The organism is Methylobacterium oryzae, from assembly GCF_036441375.1.
Classification (GTDB): domain Bacteria; phylum Pseudomonadota; class Alphaproteobacteria; order Rhizobiales; family Beijerinckiaceae; genus Methylobacterium; species Methylobacterium oryzae_A.
On the sequence record NZ_MLCA01000010.1, the window covers coordinates 374,698 to 392,060 of the forward strand.

Consider the following 17,363-nt stretch of genomic DNA (forward strand, 5'->3'; position numbering starts at 1 on the left):
TCCTAACCCGGGACCGCCCCCTAAGCGGCCGCGGCCGCCTTCCGGGCCGCGCCGGACGCGCGCTTGGCCGCCGTCCCGCTCTCGGACCGCTCGGGCGCCCTGGGACCGGACGCTGCCGGCGCGGGCATCTTGCTCCGCGGCGTCTTCGCCCCGCGGCCGCGCGTGCCCGCCGGCTTGACCCGCCCCCCGGCCTTGACGTCGTCCTCGACGGTGGCGAGGCGCGCCTGAAGCAGCCCGAGCACCGCCGCCTCCTCGGGCCGGAGACGCGCGAGGTCCTCGCTCAGCTCCGATTCGACCGCGTCCTTCACCTGCAGGAGCAGGCCGCCCTCCAGGTAGCAGTCGAGGATCTGCGGGTGGATGTAGCACTTGCGGCAGATCGTCGGCGTGTTGCCGAGACGACCCGCGACGTTCTCGATGGCCGCGCGGATGTTGCGCTTGGCCCCCGCCTCGCTGTCGAAGCTCTCGAACTCCCGCAGCGCCAGCGCCGCCAGCACGGTGCCGGCCCAGGTCCTGAAATCCTTGGCGGTGAAATCCTCGCCGGTGATCTCGCGCAGGTACGCGTTCACGTCGGAGGAGGTAACGTCGCGCTGCGTGCCGTCCGGGTCGATATACTGGAACAGCTCCTGACCCGGCAGATCCTGGCAGGCCTTGACGATCCGGGCGACGCGCCGGTCCTTCAGCGACACGTCCCAGGTCTTGCCGCTCTTGCCCTTGAACCGGAACGACAGGGCCGATCCCTCGACCCGGACATGGGGATCGCGCAGGGTCGTCAGGCCGTAGCTCTTGTTGGTCCGCGCGTAATCGTCGTTGCCGACGCGGATCAGCGTGGTCTCCAACAGGTAGACCACGGTGGCCAGCACCTTGTCGCGGGGGAGGCCCGGCCGCTTCATGTCGGCGTCGACGCGTCGGCGGATCCCGGGCAGCGCGTCCGCGAAAGCCATGATCCGCGAGAACTTGTCGGCCTCGCGCGCCTGCCGGAAATCGGGATGGTAGCGGTACTGCTTGCGTCCCTTGGCGTCGCGGCCCGTCGCCTGGATGTGCCCGTTGCGGCGGGGACAGATCCAGACATCCGTGTAGGCCGGCGGGATCGCGAGGCTGCGGATGCGGGCGAGCAACGCCTTGTCGCGCACCGGCGCACCCTTCGCGTCGAGGTAGCGGAAGCCGGTGCCGCTGCGGCGGCGGGTCAATCCGGGCCGGCCGTCATCGACGTAGACGAGCCCGGCCTCCTCGGCCGCCGCGCGGAGATCTCCGCCACTCTCCGCCGTCTCGACGTCCGCCATGAACAGCCCCTCCCATCGACGCCGCCCGGCTGCTTCGCCCGGCGGGAAGGCCTTGGACAACCGCCGGTGCGGGAGAGCCGTTCCGGGTCTGCACATCCGCCGCAGGACGACCCGCGGCGCCGTGCTAGAGGGACCGGATGCAGTCCGATGACGCCCCCGGGAATCTGCCCGTTCCGATGCGCCGCCTGGTCTTCGTGGTGACCGAGGACTGGTTCTTCGCCTCGCATTTCCTGCCGATGGCCCGCGCCGCCATCGGCATGGGTCTCTCGGTCGCGGTGGTCACGCGGGTCCGGGCGCACCGGGCCGCCATCGAGGCGACCGGCGTGCAGGTCGTTCCCCTGGAGGCCGAGCGGGCGAGCCTGAACCCCATGGCCGCGGGCTACGCGGCCGGGCAGCTCGCGGCGATCCTCAAGGCCCTCAAGGCCGACATCGTCCACTGCATCGCCCTTCGCGGCATCCTGGTCGGCGGCACGGCCGCCGCCATGGCGGGCATCCCGTCCCGCGTCTTCGCGCTGACCGGCCTCGGCCTCGTCGGCGCCCGGAGCGACCGGCTCGGGCGCGCGGCGCGCCTCGCCCTGCGGGTACTGATCCGGGGCCCGCTGGCCTCGTCCCGGACGCGCTTCCTGTTCGAGAACCCGGACGACGCCCTGGCCCTGGGACTCGACCCGCTCGACCGGGCGGTGACCGTGGTGGGCGGGGCCGGGGTGGATCCCGCGGTGTTCGTCCCGCGGCCGCTACCGCCGATGCCGCCGCTCCGCGTGGCGGTGGTCGCCCGCATGCTCTGGTCGAAAGGGATCGACGTCGCCGTCGAGGCCGTCCGCCTCGCCCGGGCCCAGGGGGCGCCGGTCGAGCTGTCCCTGTACGGCGCGCCGGACCCGTCGAACCGACGGGCGATCGACGAGACGACCCTGCGCGGCTGGAGTCGCGACGGCGTCGCCTGGCACGGGGCGACGACCGACGTGGCGGGGGTCTGGGCCGGGCACCACGTCGCCTGCCTGCCCTCCCGCGGCGGCGAGGGTCTGCCGCGGACGCTGCTCGAGGCGGCCGCCTGCGGCCGGGCGCTGGTCGCGTCCGACGTCCCGGGCTGCCGCAGCCTCGTGCGCGACGGCGTCGAGGGGCTGCTGGTTCCCCCGGAGGACGCGCCGGCCCTGGCGACCGCCCTCGCGCGCCTGTGCGGCGATGCCGGTCTCGTCGCCGCCCTCGGCGCCGCCGCGCGGGCCCGGATCGAGACCGGAGGCTTCACCGAGGATGCGGTGACCGACCGCGTGCGCGCCGTGTGGCGCGACCTGCTGGAGGCCTGATCGTGCGCGCACCGGACGATCCCGCCGGCTTCATCCGCGCCAACACCCGCCTGCGGCCGGTCCCTCACGCGCCCGAGATCCGCCTCCACGTCGCCGACGAGGCGACGGAGCTCTGGCAGCGGACCGAGGAGGAATTGCAGGAGATCGGGCTGCCGCCGCCGTTCTGGGCCTTCGCCTGGGCGGGCGGCCAGGCGCTCGCCCGCTACGTCCTCGACAATCCGGGCGTCGCGGAGGGCGCACGCGTTCTGGATTTCGCCTCGGGGTCCGGCTTGGTGGCGATCGCGGCCGCCCGCGCCGGCGCGCACCACGTCCTCGCCAGCGACCTCGACCCCTTCGCCATGGCGGCGATCCGCCTGAACGCCGCGGCCAACGGGGTCGGCGACCGCGTCGCCCCGGTCTCCGACGATCTCCTCGGCACCGTGCCCCGGGTCGACCTCGTCCTGGCCGCGGACGTGTTCTACGAGCGCGACCTGGCCGGAGCCGTGACCGCTTGGCTCGTCGGCCTGCAGGCGCGCGGCGTGACGGTCCTGATCGGCGATCCGGGCCGCACCTACCTGCCGCGCGACCGCCTCGACTGCCTCGCGACCTACGCGGTGCCGGTCTCGCGCGCGCTGGAGGATGCCGAGATCAAGCGCAGCCATGTCTGGCGGCTGCGCGGATGACGGCGGCGTCGAGGCGGTCCTGCCGGACCGCCGGCCGTGCGGCCCCGCCGAGGCTTTATCCGGCGCGGGAATGCGCTACCGTCGAATCGACGCGTGTCGCGTGCCGCGCATGCGCCAGAGTGTTCGAGGGCCCGGATCGGGGCGTGCTGCGGCGGAAGGTTTTCTGGTGAGTGTCGAGTCGAGTGTGAAGCCGAGCCGTGCCCGCGTCGTCGCCTTCTCGGGCAGCGCCAAGCGGCCCTCGCGCACCCGCATCCTGGTCGAGTCCCTCGGCGCCGAACTCGGGCGCCTGCGCGGGATCGATCTCGCCGTCTACGACCTGATGGATGCCGGGCCGGGTCTCGGCGCGACGCAGCGGGACGCGCTGTCGGCGCCGGCCGCCCGCCTGATCGAGGCGATCGAGGGGGCGGATGCCCTGATCGTCGGGACGCCGGTGTATCAGGGCGGCTATGCCGGGCTGTTCAAGCACGTCTTCGACTTCGTCGACCCCGCCCGGATGATCGGCATGCCGGTGGCGCTGACCGCCACGGGCGGCGGGCTGCGCCACGCCCTCGTGGTCGAGCACGGACTCCGGCCTCTGTTCGGCTTCTTCGCGGCCCACGTCGCGCCGACCTCGGTCTATGCCGGCTCCGACGATCTGGTGGACGGCCGCGTCGTCGACGAGACCGTGGCGGCCCGGCTCCGCGCCGCGGCAACCGAGCTCGCAGCCCTGCTCGACGTGCCGCGGACGGCCGCGACCGGCACGCTCGTCTGACGGGAGACTCCCCCACGCCGAGGCCGACCCTAGATCGGGAACGGACCACGCTCACGCGCGAGGGATCATGTCAGGCTCTCCGATCACGGCCGGCAAGGCGGCGCCGACCGCGCTGCCCGCCACCTACGTCACGGCATCCGGCCTGCCGCGCTACCATCCGGTGTCGCAGGCGCTGCACTGGCTGAACGCCGCCCTGGTCCTGGCGGTGCTTCCGCTCGCCTGGGTCGCGATCAGCCTGCCGCCCACGCCGGCCAAGGGCAGCGTGTTCGTGCTGCACAAGTCGGTCGGCCTCACGATCCTGGCGATCGTGGTCCTGCGGATCGTGTGGCGGATGATCCGACCGGCACCGCCGGACCCGCAGGCGCCGCGGCTCCTCACCCTGATCGGCCGCATCAACCACTATCTGCTGTACGCGATCTTCCTGATCATGCCGATCAGCGGCTACCTGCTGAGCGCGCTGTCCGGGCGCGACACGCCGTATTTCTGGCTGTTCACGATCCCGGGGCTCCCGAAGGACGACGCGACCCAGAAGGTCTTCGAGTCGATCCACGTCTTCGGTCAGTGGCTCGTCTACGCCCTGGTTCTCCTGCACATTGCCGGGACGGCGTGGCACCTGATCATCCGGCGGGACGGGCTCCTGGAGCGGATGCTCCCGGTTCAGGACGGCCGCGGATCGATCCGCTGACGCGGCATCCGGCGCGCGGGACGAGACGGACCGCCGCCCTGCGGTGCGCTCAATCGACGCGGCGCAGGATGAAGGCGGTGCCGATCTCCGGATCGCGCCGCCAGCGGCCGTCGCCGCTGGACACGAGGTCGATGCTGTGGCCGCGCTTGGCGGTCAGCGTCATCCGCCCGTTCGCGTAGCGCCAGCGCACCGGATCGAACACCTCCAGGCCGCTGTCGTGGCAGCCCGGGACGATGTGCACGCCGCCGCCGGTGCCGTCGAGGGTGATGCGGCAGGTGTCGCGCTGCTGGAACCGGTCGAGGGCGTAGAGCCCCGGCGCCGGGCCAGCCGAGGCGGTCGTCGCCGGCTGCAGCTCGGCCGGAACCGGGGCCGCGGTCTGGAGCGGGGAGGGGCCGGGGCTCGTCGTGACCGCCGGTTCGGCTCCGGGTGAAGTCGCGGCATCGGCCGGGCGCATCGCGACGATGTCGAGGGGAACGAGACTGTAGCGCTCGCCGCCCTCGGCCTGGGCAACGAGGCTGCGCTGGTCCGGCCGCTTGGCGAAGTCGAGAACCGGGCGGACGTTGCGATCGACGAGGCGAACGGTCCCGTCGACGAAGAGCCAGCCGGCGACCCCGTTGAGGATCGGCAGGGCCCGGCGGCATCCGGCCGGGAAACGCAGCCGCTGCCCCGCATCGCCGCTGTCGAGCACCAGCGTCATGACGCAGCGGCGGTTGGTCCCGTCCCGCGACAGGTCCCAGGTTCCCGGCGCCTGCCCGAGCCGCTCGGGCAGGCTGGGCGGCGCGGCCGGAATCGGGGGCGCCGCGAGCGTCTCCGCGGCCGGAGGAGGAGCCGGAGAGGGCACCTCGTCGGTGGCAGCGGGCACGTCCTGGGCGGCGGCCGGCCGAACGGGAGCGCCGGTCGCGATGAGCGCCGTTACGGCCAGCAGGGCGGCCTGAGCCTGTCTCACGCGGTCGGTCTCCAGGGTGTCTCGGCGACGGGCGTCAGCGGGCCCCGTCCCTCGAACCACGAGACGACGTTGTCGACGACGAGCTGGGCCATCGCCGCGCGGGTGTGCTCGGAGGCCGATCCGACATGCGGCAGCAGCACCGTGTTGTCGAGGGCGGCGAGGTCCGCGGGCACGTGCGGCTCGTTCTCGAACACGTCGAGGCCGGCGCCCAAGATCGTGCCCGCCTTCAGCGCCGCGGTCAGCGCCGCCTCGTCGACGAGCGTGCCCCGGGCAACGTTGATCAGGATGCCCTCGGGGCCGAGCGCCTCCAGCACGGCCGCGTCCACGAGATTGCGCGTGTCGGGGCCGCCGGGCGCCACCACGATGAGGATATGGACCGCGTGGGCGAGGCCGATCAGCGTATCGTGATACGTGTAGGGGACGTCCGCCTGCCGGCTGCGGCCGTGATAGTCGATCGCGACGCCGAAGCTCTCCAGGCGGAGCGCGATCGCCCGCCCGATCCGGCCGAGACCGAGAATGCCGACCCTCCGCCCACGGAGGGAGGCCGTCAGCGGGAAGGGCGCCTTGGGCCAGTGGCCCTCCCGCAGGTAGCGGTCGGCCTGGGGGATCCGCCGCAGGGTGGCGAGGGTGAGGCCGAGGGCGAGGTCGGCGACCTCGTCGGTGAGGACATCCGGCGTGTTGGTGACGACGATGCCGCGCCGCTGCGCCCCGACGGCGTCGACGGCGTCGTAGCCCACGCCGAAATTCGCGATCAGCTCGAGGTTCGGCAGCCGGTCCATCAGCGCCCCGTCCACCGCGCCACCCGCGCAGAGCGCGCGGATCCGCGGGCCGATCTCGGCGAGCAGCGCCTCCGGATCCGCGGCCTCCGACAGCCGGTGGACTCCGTACCGCCCCTCGAAGGCCTTCTCCACCAGCGGGTGCATCTTCCGGAGCAACAGGATCTCGACCGGGGCCTCAGCCATCGTTCACTCCCACGTTCGGCCGCACGTCGGTGTCGGCCGCCTCCCTCGTCCCGGCATAGAGCCTGTGCGGGGTGGCGCGCCAGCGCGCCGGGGCCACCGGCGGTGACAACCGCGCGGATCAGCCGGGCGGCCCATCGACCGGCACAGGGCTCGCCTCTTTCGAAAACCGCGCGCGATGCCTACTAAGGACCACGCATCATCGCGAGAGTTCTGCACCGACCCCATTCGCCGAAGACGAAGACCGATGACCAGCCCGCGCACCCTCTACGACAAGATCTGGGACGACCACGTCGTCGATGTCCAGCCGGACGGTTCCAGCCTCCTCTACATCGACCGGCACCTCGTCCACGAAGTGACGAGCCCGCAGGCGTTCGAGGGTCTCCGCGTGGCCGGCCGCAAGGTGCGCCACCCGGAAAAGACCTTGGCCGTCGTGGATCACAACGTCCAGACCTCGGACCGCTCGCAGGGCATCGAGGATCCCGAGAGCCGCACGCAGCTCGAGGCGCTCGCCGAGAACGTGCGCGACTTCGGCATCGAGTTCTACGACGCCCTCGACCGGCGCCAGGGCATCGTCCACATCATCGGCCCCGAGCAGGGCTTCACGCTGCCCGGCCAGACGATCGTGTGCGGCGATTCGCACACCTCGACGCACGGCGCCTTCGGCGCGCTGGCCCACGGCATCGGCACCTCGGAGGTCGAGCACGTGCTGGCCACCCAGACGCTGGTGCAGCGCAAGGCCAGGAACATGCGCGTCTCCGTCGATGGCACGCTGCCGCCCGGCGTGACCGCGAAGGACATCATCCTGGCGATCATCGGCGAGATCGGCACCGCCGGCGGCACCGGCCACGTCATCGAGTATGCCGGCGAGGCGATCCGCGCCCTCTCGATGGAGGGCCGGATGACGATCTGCAACATGTCGATCGAGGGCGGGGCCCGCGCCGGCATGGTCGCCCCCGACGCGACGACCTTCGCGTACGTGAAGGACCGCCCGAAGGCGCCGAAGGGCGCGGCCTTCGACGCGGCGCGCCGCTACTGGGAGAGCCTCGTCACCGACGAGGGCGCCTTCTTCGACCGCGAGGTGCGCCTCGACGCCGCCAACCTGCCGCCGCTGGTGAGCTGGGGGACGAGCCCCGAGGACGTGATCTCGATCCAGGGCCGCGTGCCGGACCCGTCCGAGATCGCCGACGAGAACAAGCGGCAGTCGAAGGAGAAGGCGCTCGCCTATATGGGCCTGACGCCGGGGACCCGGATCACCGACATCACCCTGGACAGGATCTTCATCGGCTCCTGCACCAACGGCCGCATCGAGGACCTGCGCGAGGTCGCGCGAGTCGTCGGCGACCGCAAGGTGCATGAGGGCGTCTCGGCGATGATCGTGCCGGGCTCCGGCCTCGTGAAGGCGCAGGCCGAGGCCGAGGGTCTCGACAGGATCCTGAAGGCGGCCGGCTTCGACTGGCGCGAGCCGGGCTGCTCGATGTGCCTCGGCATGAACCCGGACAAGCTGCGTCCGGGCGAGCGCTGCGCCTCGACCTCGAACCGCAACTTCGAGGGTCGTCAGGGTCCGCGCGGGCGCACGCACCTCGTATCCCCGGCCATGGCGGCGGCCGCGGCGGTGGCCGGACGCTTCGTCGACATCCGAGAGTGGCCGCAGGGCTGAAATCCCGATTGACGGCGGCGGCTCGGTTGCCTAAACGGAGCCGTCGCCGGCCGATGGCCGACGGCGAGCCCAGGTGGCGGAATTGGTAGACGCGCTGGTTTCAGGTACCAGTCTCGCGAGAGGTGAAGGTTCGAGTCCTTTCCTGGGCACCAAATGCCTGACAGCAGCCCGCCAAGGCATTGGCGGGCTTTGTTGTTTCCGGGGTGCCGAAACCCCGAGCGCCTCGCCCGGCCTTCGACGCCGGTCCGTCCGGCGCGTAAGATACCGGTGATTCCGCCGCCGGATCGGTCGGCATACCCCAATGCGCTCGGCGCAGTATAAGGACCCGCTTCGGTTCTCGGCGAGGTCGATTCACGTGCGCTCCGGTTCAAGGCTCTCCGAACGCTGGTTCAAGCTGGCGCTCTGGCTCGTCGCGCTGGTCTTCGCGTGGTTCCTCATCGGTCTCGGATCGCTGGTCGTCGGCGACCTGCCTCAGGTGGAGCACCGCTACACCCTCGAGCAGTTCCTCGACACCGATCAGGGCACGGCGTCGGCCGAGGCCCTCAAGCAGATCCGCCGTGAGCAGGACGACACGCGCCGGCAGGTCGAGCAGGATCAGCTCGCCCTCGAGGCGGCGCGGTCCGCGTCCGAGGGCGCGCGCGAGACCTTCGCCAACTGGCTGAAGACCCGGGACGCCACGCAGCGGGTCGATCAGGATCCGGGGCTCATCGCGCGCACGCAGCAGCTCGACGCGCTGAAGGCCGCCGAGCGCAGCATCGAGGAGCGGCTCGCGGCCCTGGCGCGGACGGGCTTCGACCTCTCGGAGCGCGAGGCGGCCCAGCTGCGCGTGGACACCGAGCTGCGGGCGGCGGCGCAGAAGCGGCTCGACGCGGCCGAGCGCGGCCAGGAACTGCGCGTCTTCGCCTACCGGCTGGCCCTGACGCTGCCGCTGCTGGCCCTCGCCGGCTGGCTCCTGCTCAAGCGCCGGCACACCCGCAACTGGCCGTTCGTCTGGGGCTTCGCCCTGGCGGCGGCCTTCGCCTTCTTCGTCGAGCTCGTGCCGTACATGCCGAGCTACGGCGGCTACGTGCAGTACGGCGTCGGCGTGATCGTCACGCTGATCGCGGGCCGCGCGGCGATCAACGCACTGCACGCCTACCGCGCGCGGCAGGCCGTGGTGGAGACGCGGCCGGACGCCGAGCGGCGGACCGAGATCGCCACCGATCAGGCGCTGGCGCGCCTCGCCAAGAAGGCGTGCCCCGGCTGCGAGCGGCCGATCGCCCTCGACGACGCGACCACGAACTTCTGCCCCCATTGCGGCCTCGGCATCTTCGCGCACTGCCCGTCCTGCGCGCAGCGCAAGAGCACCTTCGAGCGCTTCTGCCGGGCCTGCGGCACGCGGAGCCCGGATCTCGTGAGCGAGGTGCCCTGAGGCCGCCCCGGCGTTTGGGCCGGGCGGGAGCCCGACTACGCCGAGCCGGGGCGCCTCAGGCGTTGTCGCCCCGGATCGCCGCGATGACCGCGTCGGTGACCTGACGCGTCGTCGCGTGCCCCCCGAGATCGGGCGTGTGCAGGCTGGGATCCGCGGTCACCCGCTCGACCGCGCGCATCAGCCGGTCGGCCGCCGGCTTCTCGCCCAGGTGCTCCAGCATCTGGCAGGCGGTCCAGAAGGTCGCGACCGGGTTGGCGATGCCCTTGCCGGTGATGTCGAAGGCCGAGCCGTGGATCGGCTCGAACATCGACGGGAAGGTCCGCTCCGGGTTGATATTGGCGGTCGGCGCGATTCCGAGCGACCCGGCGAGCGCCGCCGCGAGGTCCGACAGGATGTCGGCGTGCAGGTTCGTCGCCACGATCGTGTCGAGGGACTCGGGCTTCGTCACCATACGCATCGTCATGGCGTCGACCAGCATCTTGTCCCAGGTGACGTCGGGGAAGTCCCGGGCGACCTCGGCGGCGATCTCGTCCCACATCACCATGGCGTGCCGCTGCGCGTTCGACTTGGTCACGACCGTGAGCAGCTTGCGCGGGCGGGAGCGGGCGAGCTCGAAGGCGTAGCGGATGATCCGGTCGACACCCGAGCGGGTCATCATCGAGACGTCGGTGGCGACCTCGTTGGGGTGGCCCTGGTGGACCCGGCCGCCGACGCCGGCGTACTCGCCCTCCGAGTTCTCGCGCACGATCACCCAATCGAGTTCCGGACCCGAGACGTTGCGCAGCGGGCTGGTGATGCCCGGCAGGATCCGGGTCGGGCGGACATTGGCGTACTGGTCGAAGGGCTGGCAGATCGCGAGCCGCAGGCCCCAGAGCGTGATGTGGTCGGGCACGTCCGGCGCCCCCACGGCGCCGAAGAAGATCGCGTCGTGGTTCCGGATCTGGTCACGGCCGTCGGCCGGCATCATCGCGCCGTGCCTCTTGTAGTAGTCCGATCCCCAATCGAAATGGTCGAACTGGAAAGCGAAGGAGCCGGTCTTCTCGGCCAGCGCGTCGAGCACCTCGATGCCGGCGGCGATGACCTCGACGCCGATGCCGTCCGCGGGGATGGCCGCGATATTGTAGGTCTTCGTCATGGGTGTCTTCTCGTGTGTCTTCGGGGGCGAGACGAGAAAGCGAGCGCGTGACGGTGGGCGCGGGCTCGGTGTCCGGATCGGGACGTGTAACGTTTTGTGACACTGTGCAGTTTCGCGTTGCCGTGCCACCGGCCGCCCCTATGCTCGCCCCATGCACGAGGGCACCACCATCGCCATCGTCGAGGACGATCCCGACATCCGCGCCCTGCTCGCCGGCTACCTGGAGGGCGAGGGGTTCCGCGCCGTCGCCCTCGACGGGGGCACCGCCCTCGACCGGCTGCTCGCTTCCGGACCCGCTCCGGACCTCGTCGTCCTCGACTGGATGCTGCCGGGCGAGGACGGCCTCTCCATCTGCCGCCGCCTGCGCGGGGCGGGCGGGCCGCCCGTCGTGATGCTGACCGCCAAGGACGAGGACATCGACCGGGTCCTCGGCCTGGAGATGGGCGCCGACGACTACGTCTCGAAGCCGTTCAACCCGCGGGTCCTGCTGGCCCGGATCCGCGCGGTGCTGCGTCGCGCCCACGGCGCTGGGGGGCATGCCGCAGAGGCCGCGCCCGAGCGGCTGAGCGTCGCCGACCTCGTCGTCGATCTCGCGGCCCGGACGGTGATCACCGGCGATCCCGCCGCCGAGATCCCGCTGACCAGCGCCGAGTACGACCTGCTCCACTGCTTCGTCACCCGGCCGCAGCGGGTGCTCTCGCGCGACCAGCTCCTCGACTGGACCCGGGGCCGCACCGCCGACGCCTTCGACCGCACCATCGACGTCCAGGTCAGCCGCCTCCGGCACAAGCTCGACGCCTCGGGCAGCCAGGCCGCATCCCTGCTCAAGACCGTGCGCAATGCCGGCTACATCCTGGCCGCCCCGGTCCGCTCCGGAACGCCGTGATGGGCCGCGTCGGGCTCCTCGGGCGCATCATGCTGCTCCTGCTCGGCGCCCTCTCCCTGCTCGTCCTCGCCACCGTGGCCCTGGATCACTGGCAGCGCCGGGAGGAGCGGTGGCCCACCGGCTCGCGCTTCCCGCGCGTCGACCAGGCCGCCGGCATCGTGGCTCTGCTGCGCGACGCGGATCCCGCACAGCGGCCGGCCATCCTGAAGGCGGTGAGCGGCGAGGTGCTGCGGGCGGAGATCGTCGACACGCCGCCCGAGACGGCCGACCTGATCCGCGAGCCGCGCCTGGAGACCCGGCTGCGCCGCATGACGGCCGAGCCGGCCGACCGGGTCCAGGCCTACACCGACACCGCCCTGCTGCGCCGCGGCGTCGATCCGGACAACGTCGAGCAGGCGGAGCGCGCCGGACCGGTCGGGCGCCTCGCGCTCGCGACCTACCGGCTGCCCGACGGCCGGTACGCGGTGATCACGGCGGCCCAGCACCGCCGCTCGCTGATGCCGTGGCTGTTCGGCCAGCCGCTGAGCCTCTGGGTGGCGGTGCTCGGCGCCGCGGCGGCCGGTCTCGTCCTGGTCGGCACGCGCCACGAACTCGCGCCGCTGCGGCGCCTCACCGACGCGGTCTCCCGGTTCGACGGCCGTGCCCCGGAGCGGGTGAGCGCGCCGCGCGGCGCCCCCGAGATCCGGCGCCTTGCCCAGGCGGTGCAGGGGATGCAGGAGCGGATCGCCGGCCTCATGGCCGAGCGCTCGCTGCTGATCGGCGCCATCTCGCACGACCTGAAGACCTACCTGACGCGGCTGCGCCTGCGCGCGGAGGCGGTGGCGCAGCCAGCGCTCCGGGAGAAGCTGGTGGCGGATCTCGACGCCATGACCGAGCTGATCGACGCATCCCTGGGATTTGCCCGCGGCACCGCCGTCGAGGCGGCCCGGGCGCCGGTGGATCTCGCCGACCTCGTCGCCGTCGAGGTGGCCGAGCACGCGGCCCAGGGCGCGACCATCAGCCTGACCGGCGAGGAGGTGCGGGACGCCACGGTGGCCGGCGACGCGGTCGCCCTGCGCCGCGTGGTGGCCAACCTGATCGGGAACGCCGTCAAGTTCGGACGTTCCTCGGTGGCGGTGGCGGTGAGCCGGACCGGGACGGTCTGCCGGATCGTCGTCGAGGATGACGGGCCGGGCATTCCCGAGGCCGAGCGGACGGCGGTGTTCAGCCCGTACTACCGGGTCGAGCGCTCGCGCAGCCGGCAGACCGGCGGGACCGGCCTGGGCCTCGCCATCAGCCGGCAGATCGCCGAGGCCCATGGCGGCACCGTGGTGGCGGAGGCCGGTTCGGGCGGCGGCGCCCGGCTCGTCGTGACCCTTCCCAGCCTGTCCTGAACGCGGGCGGCAACGGGGCCGCAACCGGCCGTTACACATCGTTACAGGACGGCGCACCCCGGTCACATCCGGGAAGCGCGCGCCGACGAACCTTCGCTCACACGCCGCGGCGGATCCTCCGCCCCGGCGGGGCCGCCGGCCCCGGGCCGGACTGCCCGATCGAGAAGAAGGAGATCATCGATGTTGAAGGTTCTCGCCCCGGCCGCACTCCTCGTCGGCCTCGCGGTCCCCGCCTCGGCGCTGCCGCTGGTCCAGGACGCGGTCTCCGACGGGACCGACGGCGCCCGGATCATTCAGGTCTACGGCGGCTGCGGTCCCTACGGGCATCGCGGCCCCTACGGCGGCTGCCGCACCGGCGGCCAGTGGGGCGGCTACGTTCGCGGCCGCTCGTGCCCGGCGGGCTTCCACATCGGCCCCTACGGCCGCCGCTGCTGGCCGAACTGAGCCGCCCCGCCCCCTGGCCGCATCCCCCGTTCCGTGTCCCGCCCCATGACCGGGCGTCCTCGAAGACTTCCTCGGAGTTGAGTCATGATCCGCACTCTCGTCATGCCCGTGGCACTCGCCGCGGGGGTTCTGATGGCCGGTTCGAGCGCCGAGGCGCGCGACGGCTGCGGGCCCGGCTTCCACCGCAACGTCTACGGCTGGTGCCGGCCGAATCTCGGCTACCGGCCGTTCGTCTACGTCCCGGTCTATCCGCGCGTCGGATATCGGTGGCACTCCGGCTACCGCTACCACTGGCACCGCCGGTTCGCGTGGCACGGCGGCTACCGCTGGGGCGGGTTCCGCCATGCCGGCTGGCACGGAGGGTGGCGCGGCGGCTGGCACGGTGGATGGCATGGCGGCTGGCATCGCGGCGGCTGGCACCATCGCTGGTGATCCCGTTCCGGATCCGGCCGCGCCCGTCCCCTACGGCAGGACGAGGCCCGACGCCGCGTAGGTCAGGGCGGCGACCAGGGCCGCGGCCGGCATCGTGATCACCCAGGCGATCACGATGCCCTGCGCGACGTTCCAGCGGACCGCCGAGACCCGCCGCGCCGCGCCGACGCCGACGATGGCGCCCGTGATCGTGTGGGTGGTCGAGACCGGGATGCCGAAGGCCGTCGCGGCGAACAGCGTCGCGGCGCCGCCGGTCTCGGCGCAGAAGCCCTGCATGGGCGACAGCCGCGTGATCTTGGAACCCATCGTGTGAACGATGCGCCAGCCGCCCAGCAGGGTGCCGAGCGCCATGGCGGTCTGGCAGGACAGCACCACCCAGAGCGGCACGTGGAAGGCCCCGCTCTCGCCGTGGGCGTAGAGCAGGGCCGCGATGATGCCCATGGTCTTCTGGGCGTCGTTGCCGCCGTGGCCCAGGGAGTAGAGCGAGGCCGAGACGAATTGCAGGCCCCGGAACAGCCGGTCCACGGCGTGCGGGGTCGAGCGGACGAAGATCCACGAGACGGCCAGCATCAGCAGCAGCCCGAGGGCGAAGCCGAGGGCCGGCGAGAGGACGATGGCGGCGCTGGTGGCGATGACGCCGGGCCAGACGATCACGCCGACCCCCGCCTTGGCGATGCCGGCGCCGAGCAGGCCGCCGATCAGGGCGTGGGAGCTGGAGGACGGGATGCCGGCGTACCACGTGACCAGGTTCCACGTGATGGCGCCGCCGAGCGCCCCCATGATGACCCGGTCGTCCACCGTGGCGACGTCGATGATGCCCGAGCCCACCGTCCCGGCGACGTGCAGACCGAAGACCAGGAAGGCCACGAAGTTGAAGAACGCCGCCCAGAACACGGCGTAGCGGGGCGCCAGCACCCGCGTCGACACGATGGTGGCGATGGAGTTCGCGGCGTCGTGCAGCCCGTTCAGGAAGTCGAAGACCAGGGCGAGGACGATGAGGACGACGAGGAGCGTCACGCGGCGACCTGCGGCTCAGACGTGTTCGACGACGATGCTGCTGATCTGGTTCGCCACGTCCTCGAACCGGTCCATGACCTTCTCCAGATGGCCGTAGAGTTCGGACCCGACCAGGAAGGCCATGGGATCCCGTCCCGAGGCCTTGAACAGGGCCTTCAGCCCGTCATTGTGCAGGTCGTCGGCCCGCCCCTCCAGCTCGATGACGCGCTCGGTCAGGCTGTTCAGCGCGGCGGCGTTCTCGCCGAGGGCCCGCAGCTTCGGCAGGGCCTCGGCGGTGACCTGGGCGGCCTCCTGGATGACCGCCGCCATCTCGCGCATCGCCGGCTCGAAGGTGGCCACCTCGAAGAGCTGCACCGCCTTGGCGGTCTTGAGCATCTGGTCGATGGCGTCGTCGAGGGAACCGACCAGGGCCTGGATGTCGCCGCGGTCGAACGGCGTGATGAAGGTCCGGCGCACCGCCAGCAGCGCCTCCCGGGTGATCGCGTCCGCCGCGTCCTCGTGGGCCGCGATCGCCGCGTAGGCCTCCGGAATGGGTTGCGTGCCGTCGAGAAGCGCCCGGAGGGCGGCCGCGCCGTCCTCGAGCGTTCTTCCGTGACGCTCGAAGAGATCGAAGAACCGGTCCTCCCGCGGCATCAGGGCGCGAAACCAAGCCAGCATGTCGTGTCCGGATCGAGAGGTCGGCGTGTCGGCCGGGCGCGAGAACACCCGGCAGGCACAACGGGCGAGGACGCCGACCCGATCCGGCAGCTGGCAAACAATCGTCCGGCGGCCCTGCCGGCCGGCGGGCGGCCCCGCTCAGCGGGCCGGACTGGCGGCAGCGTGGAGCCAGCCGAAATCCACCGGGTAGCCAAGCCCGTGCAGCATCTTGACCCGCTTCCACGAGGCCGAGCGCGCCGAGGCCGCGTCCTGCCCGGCGTCGATCTCGGCGCTCTCCATCTCCTGGAGCTCGCGGCTCAGCGCCTCGCGCAGGCCGGCGGCCTTCATGTTGCCGAGGGCGGCGGTGAAGGCCTGCTCGGCGATCCGAACCTGATCACAAATCTGACGCACGCTCATCAGTACCGATTCCTCCAGCACGGCGTGAACACTGCATTTCCGCAGTCTCCCGGAGGCTAACACGCGTGCCGGCAGCGGGAGATGTACGTCTTTGGTGCAGCGGCCGTCACCGGAGGGGGAGCGGGCCGGGGCGCCGCATCGTCCGCGGCGGGCGCGTCCAGCGCCGCTTGCGCCCGAAGGTCCGGTGCGAATCGGAGAGGCGGGGATCCACCTCCCTCGTGCGCCCCGACCGCGGCTGGACGCTGGCGCCGATCGCCACCAAAGCGGCCGACCCGATCAGCGCGACGAGCACCGCGCCCCAGAACACGCTCTCGAACATCAGGCACTCCCGGACCGGAGCCCCGCCGCGGACCGTTCTGGGCCGCGGGCGAGTGCGGATGAAGCTAGACCATTCCCGCGAATGCAATCAACGCCCAGTATCACGCTGTATTCGACTGTCGACAACGGATTGCGTCGCGCCGATGCGCCTGCGGCGGACGCCGCCGCCCTGTCCTTGCGCAGGATCAATGCGCGCGCCGCTCCGGTCTCCGACGATCCTCGGGCCGAACCGGAGCTCGAACCATGCGCCTCTATCGCGTCACCTTCTACACGACCGTCGCGGACGATACCGGGCACGAGCACCGGGTGCGGCAGCACGCGATCCTGGTCCAGGCGCTGTCCGAGGTGTCGGCCGTCTGGCAGGCCAAGGCGCTTCTCTGCGCGGGCGCCCAGGTCGTCGACTGGCGCCTGCGCGCGGATAGCTGCGAGGTCGCGGCCCTGCCGGTCGCCGCGTAGGTCTGCCGCCCCGGCCCCGCACAGGTGGGCAGGCGCCCAGCAGCGCGAGCGGACCGGAGCTACGCCGGCCGAGCCGAGATTGCACAAGCTTCGGAGGCAGGCCGATCTCTAGCGTTCGACATCGCGCCCGGTCGCCCTCGACCCGAGACGGCGCGATGACAGATGGCACGCCTCAACCGTCGCAGTACGTCGTCACGGCCTCGGCCCGGCGCGGCGATCTCCGGCAGACCCGAGAGCGGGCCGCGAGCGCGGTGGTGCTGGCGCGATCGGGGATCGCGGCCGGCTACGAGGCCGTGCGGATCACCGACCCGTCGGGCAGCGTCCACGGTCCGGGACGGCACCGGATCGAGAGCATGAACGGCGGCCGGCCCTTTCACTAGGGCCTGCCGGCACGCCGCCCGGCGCGGATGCCCGCGCGGGCGGTGGTCCCGCGCGCGCTCGGGACATCCCGGCCCGGACCCGCCTCGGCGCAGTCGCCGCCGCGTCGCTGTCCTTCGCCGGTCGATCCGCGCCGTCTTCTCGGGTGCCCGGGGCGCGCCGGGAGGCGGCGAAGGCGCCCCCTGCCGGCGCCTCGGCGGATCCGGCTCCCCGGTG

20 protein-coding genes and 1 tRNA gene are annotated in these 17,363 nt (G+C 72.4%); 13 read left to right on the plus strand and 8 right to left on the minus strand.

Going from position 1 to position 17,363, the window contains the following annotated elements:
- Window positions 1-20: 20 nt before the first annotated feature.
- Entirely contained in the window at window positions 21-1,280 is a 1,260-nt protein-coding gene (locus tag MOTC310_RS20135; RefSeq protein WP_331303073.1) for a DNA topoisomerase IB, read from the minus strand.
- Between the two features lie 137 nt (window positions 1,281-1,417).
- Here MOTC310_RS20135 and MOTC310_RS20140 point away from each other — a divergent pair, with 137 nt between their 5' ends.
- The 4 genes from MOTC310_RS20140 to MOTC310_RS20155 all read left to right on the plus strand — a co-directional run bounded on the left by MOTC310_RS20140 (window position 1,418) and on the right by MOTC310_RS20155 (window position 4,679).
- Window positions 1,418-2,581 (plus strand): glycosyltransferase, encoded by a 1,164-nt coding sequence (locus tag MOTC310_RS20140; RefSeq protein ID WP_331303074.1) that lies wholly within the window; start codon window positions 1,418-1,420, stop codon window positions 2,579-2,581.
- Window positions 2,582-2,583: 2 nt separating this feature from the next.
- Window positions 2,584-3,243, plus strand: a complete 660-nt coding sequence (locus MOTC310_RS20145; protein WP_331289997.1) for a class I SAM-dependent methyltransferase — start codon at window positions 2,584-2,586, stop codon at window positions 3,241-3,243.
- A 163-nt stretch (window positions 3,244-3,406) separates the two neighbouring features.
- The gene (locus tag MOTC310_RS20150; RefSeq protein ID WP_331290297.1) at window positions 3,407-3,994 is read left to right on the plus strand and encodes an NAD(P)H-dependent oxidoreductase; all 588 of its coding nucleotides are present in this window, start codon (window positions 3,407-3,409) and stop codon (window positions 3,992-3,994) included.
- A gap of 67 nt (window positions 3,995-4,061) precedes the next feature.
- Window positions 4,062-4,679 (plus strand): cytochrome b, encoded by a 618-nt coding sequence (locus MOTC310_RS20155; RefSeq protein ID WP_331289996.1) that lies wholly within the window; start codon window positions 4,062-4,064, stop codon window positions 4,677-4,679.
- A gap of 49 nt (window positions 4,680-4,728) precedes the next feature.
- Here MOTC310_RS20155 and MOTC310_RS20160 read toward each other — a convergent pair whose 3' ends face one another.
- Entirely contained in the window at window positions 4,729-5,625 is an 897-nt protein-coding gene (locus MOTC310_RS20160) for an AprI/Inh family metalloprotease inhibitor (RefSeq protein WP_331303075.1), read from the minus strand.
- Complete coding sequence (locus MOTC310_RS20165) at window positions 5,622-6,587, minus strand: 2-hydroxyacid dehydrogenase (protein WP_331303076.1); 966 nt, start codon at window positions 6,585-6,587, stop codon at window positions 5,622-5,624. Before MOTC310_RS20165 ends, MOTC310_RS20160 begins: the two co-directional genes overlap by 4 nt.
- Before the next feature lie 244 nt (window positions 6,588-6,831).
- Here MOTC310_RS20165 and leuC point away from each other — a divergent pair, with 244 nt between their 5' ends.
- The 3 genes from leuC (at window position 6,832) to MOTC310_RS20180 (ending at window position 9,655) form a co-directional block, all read left to right on the plus strand.
- Window positions 6,832-8,244 (plus strand): 3-isopropylmalate dehydratase large subunit, encoded by a 1,413-nt coding sequence (gene leuC, locus MOTC310_RS20170; RefSeq protein WP_331289993.1) that lies wholly within the window; start codon window positions 6,832-6,834, stop codon window positions 8,242-8,244.
- 67 nt (window positions 8,245-8,311) lie between these two features.
- Window positions 8,312-8,396: transfer RNA gene (locus MOTC310_RS20175), tRNA-Leu, on the plus strand.
- 203 nt (window positions 8,397-8,599) lie between these two features.
- A complete protein-coding gene (locus tag MOTC310_RS20180; RefSeq protein ID WP_331303077.1) occupies window positions 8,600-9,655 on the plus strand; it encodes a zinc ribbon domain-containing protein in 1,056 nt (351 codons plus the stop codon).
- 55 nt (window positions 9,656-9,710) lie between these two features.
- Here the strand turns inward: MOTC310_RS20180 and MOTC310_RS20185 are convergent, their stop codons facing one another.
- Window positions 9,711-10,790, minus strand: coding sequence for a tartrate dehydrogenase (locus MOTC310_RS20185; protein ID WP_331303078.1), 1,080 nt, complete (start codon window positions 10,788-10,790; stop codon window positions 9,711-9,713).
- A 151-nt stretch (window positions 10,791-10,941) separates the two neighbouring features.
- Between MOTC310_RS20185 and MOTC310_RS20190 the strand changes: the two genes are divergently transcribed.
- From MOTC310_RS20190 to MOTC310_RS20205, 4 genes are all read left to right on the plus strand, one after another.
- Entirely contained in the window at window positions 10,942-11,676 is a 735-nt protein-coding gene (locus tag MOTC310_RS20190; protein ID WP_331303079.1) for a response regulator, read from the plus strand.
- Window positions 11,676-13,049: a sensor histidine kinase gene (locus MOTC310_RS20195; protein WP_331303080.1), complete on the plus strand. Its 1,374-nt coding sequence runs from the start codon at window positions 11,676-11,678 to the stop codon at window positions 13,047-13,049. Before MOTC310_RS20190 ends, MOTC310_RS20195 begins: the two co-directional genes overlap by 1 nt.
- 180 nt (window positions 13,050-13,229) lie before the next feature.
- The gene (locus tag MOTC310_RS20200; protein WP_331303081.1) at window positions 13,230-13,493 is read left to right on the plus strand and encodes a GCG_CRPN prefix-to-repeats domain-containing protein; all 264 of its coding nucleotides are present in this window, start codon (window positions 13,230-13,232) and stop codon (window positions 13,491-13,493) included.
- A gap of 84 nt (window positions 13,494-13,577) precedes the next feature.
- Entirely contained in the window at window positions 13,578-13,925 is a 348-nt protein-coding gene (locus MOTC310_RS20205; RefSeq protein ID WP_331303082.1) for a GCG_CRPN prefix-to-repeats domain-containing protein, read from the plus strand.
- Between the two features lie 30 nt (window positions 13,926-13,955).
- Here MOTC310_RS20205 and MOTC310_RS20210 read toward each other — a convergent pair whose 3' ends face one another.
- From MOTC310_RS20210 to MOTC310_RS20225, 4 genes are all read right to left on the minus strand, one after another.
- The gene (locus tag MOTC310_RS20210) at window positions 13,956-14,942 is read right to left on the minus strand and encodes an inorganic phosphate transporter (protein WP_331289986.1); all 987 of its coding nucleotides are present in this window, start codon (window positions 14,940-14,942) and stop codon (window positions 13,956-13,958) included.
- Between the two features lie 15 nt (window positions 14,943-14,957).
- Window positions 14,958-15,599 (minus strand): DUF47 domain-containing protein, encoded by a 642-nt coding sequence (locus MOTC310_RS20215; protein WP_331303083.1) that lies wholly within the window; start codon window positions 15,597-15,599, stop codon window positions 14,958-14,960.
- A gap of 138 nt (window positions 15,600-15,737) precedes the next feature.
- Entirely contained in the window at window positions 15,738-15,995 is a 258-nt protein-coding gene (locus MOTC310_RS20220; RefSeq protein ID WP_091780163.1) for a hypothetical protein, read from the minus strand.
- A gap of 106 nt (window positions 15,996-16,101) precedes the next feature.
- A complete protein-coding gene (locus MOTC310_RS20225; RefSeq protein WP_331289984.1) occupies window positions 16,102-16,314 on the minus strand; it encodes a hypothetical protein in 213 nt (70 codons plus the stop codon).
- Window positions 16,315-16,556: 242 nt separating this feature from the next.
- Between MOTC310_RS20225 and MOTC310_RS20230 the strand changes: the two genes are divergently transcribed.
- Both MOTC310_RS20230 and MOTC310_RS20235 read left to right on the plus strand, forming a co-directional pair.
- Complete coding sequence (locus MOTC310_RS20230; RefSeq protein WP_331289983.1) at window positions 16,557-16,769, plus strand: hypothetical protein; 213 nt, start codon at window positions 16,557-16,559, stop codon at window positions 16,767-16,769.
- A gap of 155 nt (window positions 16,770-16,924) precedes the next feature.
- Window positions 16,925-17,149: a hypothetical protein gene (locus tag MOTC310_RS20235; protein WP_331303084.1), complete on the plus strand. Its 225-nt coding sequence runs from the start codon at window positions 16,925-16,927 to the stop codon at window positions 17,147-17,149.
- Window positions 17,150-17,363 lie beyond the last annotated feature (214 nt).

What these genes read in the sequence shown, in the direction of transcription:
- MOTC310_RS20135 (WP_331303073.1), bottom strand. Translation starts at nt 1,280, where the DNA reads ATGGCGGACGTCGAGACGGCGGAGAGTGGCGGAGATCTCCGCGCGGCG.
- MOTC310_RS20140 (WP_331303074.1), top strand. Translation starts at nt 1,418, where the DNA reads ATGCAGTCCGATGACGCCCCCGGGAATCTGCCCGTTCCGATGCGCCGC.
- MOTC310_RS20155 (WP_331289996.1), top strand. Translation starts at nt 4,062, where the DNA reads ATGTCAGGCTCTCCGATCACGGCCGGCAAGGCGGCGCCGACCGCGCTG.
- MOTC310_RS20165 (WP_331303076.1), bottom strand. Translation starts at nt 6,587, where the DNA reads ATGGCTGAGGCCCCGGTCGAGATCCTGTTGCTCCGGAAGATGCACCCG.
- leuC (WP_331289993.1), top strand. Translation starts at nt 6,832, where the DNA reads ATGACCAGCCCGCGCACCCTCTACGACAAGATCTGGGACGACCACGTC.
- MOTC310_RS20185 (WP_331303078.1), bottom strand. Translation starts at nt 10,790, where the DNA reads ATGACGAAGACCTACAATATCGCGGCCATCCCCGCGGACGGCATCGGC.
- MOTC310_RS20190 (WP_331303079.1), top strand. Translation starts at nt 10,942, where the DNA reads ATGCACGAGGGCACCACCATCGCCATCGTCGAGGACGATCCCGACATC.
- MOTC310_RS20195 (WP_331303080.1), top strand. Translation starts at nt 11,676, where the DNA reads ATGGGCCGCGTCGGGCTCCTCGGGCGCATCATGCTGCTCCTGCTCGGC.
- MOTC310_RS20200 (WP_331303081.1), top strand. Translation starts at nt 13,230, where the DNA reads ATGTTGAAGGTTCTCGCCCCGGCCGCACTCCTCGTCGGCCTCGCGGTC.
- MOTC310_RS20205 (WP_331303082.1), top strand. Translation starts at nt 13,578, where the DNA reads ATGATCCGCACTCTCGTCATGCCCGTGGCACTCGCCGCGGGGGTTCTG.
- MOTC310_RS20215 (WP_331303083.1), bottom strand. Translation starts at nt 15,599, where the DNA reads ATGCTGGCTTGGTTTCGCGCCCTGATGCCGCGGGAGGACCGGTTCTTC.
- MOTC310_RS20220 (WP_091780163.1), bottom strand. Translation starts at nt 15,995, where the DNA reads ATGAGCGTGCGTCAGATTTGTGATCAGGTTCGGATCGCCGAGCAGGCC.
- MOTC310_RS20225 (WP_331289984.1), bottom strand. Translation starts at nt 16,314, where the DNA reads ATGTTCGAGAGCGTGTTCTGGGGCGCGGTGCTCGTCGCGCTGATCGGG.
- MOTC310_RS20230 (WP_331289983.1), top strand. Translation starts at nt 16,557, where the DNA reads ATGCGCCTCTATCGCGTCACCTTCTACACGACCGTCGCGGACGATACC.
- MOTC310_RS20235 (WP_331303084.1), top strand. Translation starts at nt 16,925, where the DNA reads ATGACAGATGGCACGCCTCAACCGTCGCAGTACGTCGTCACGGCCTCG.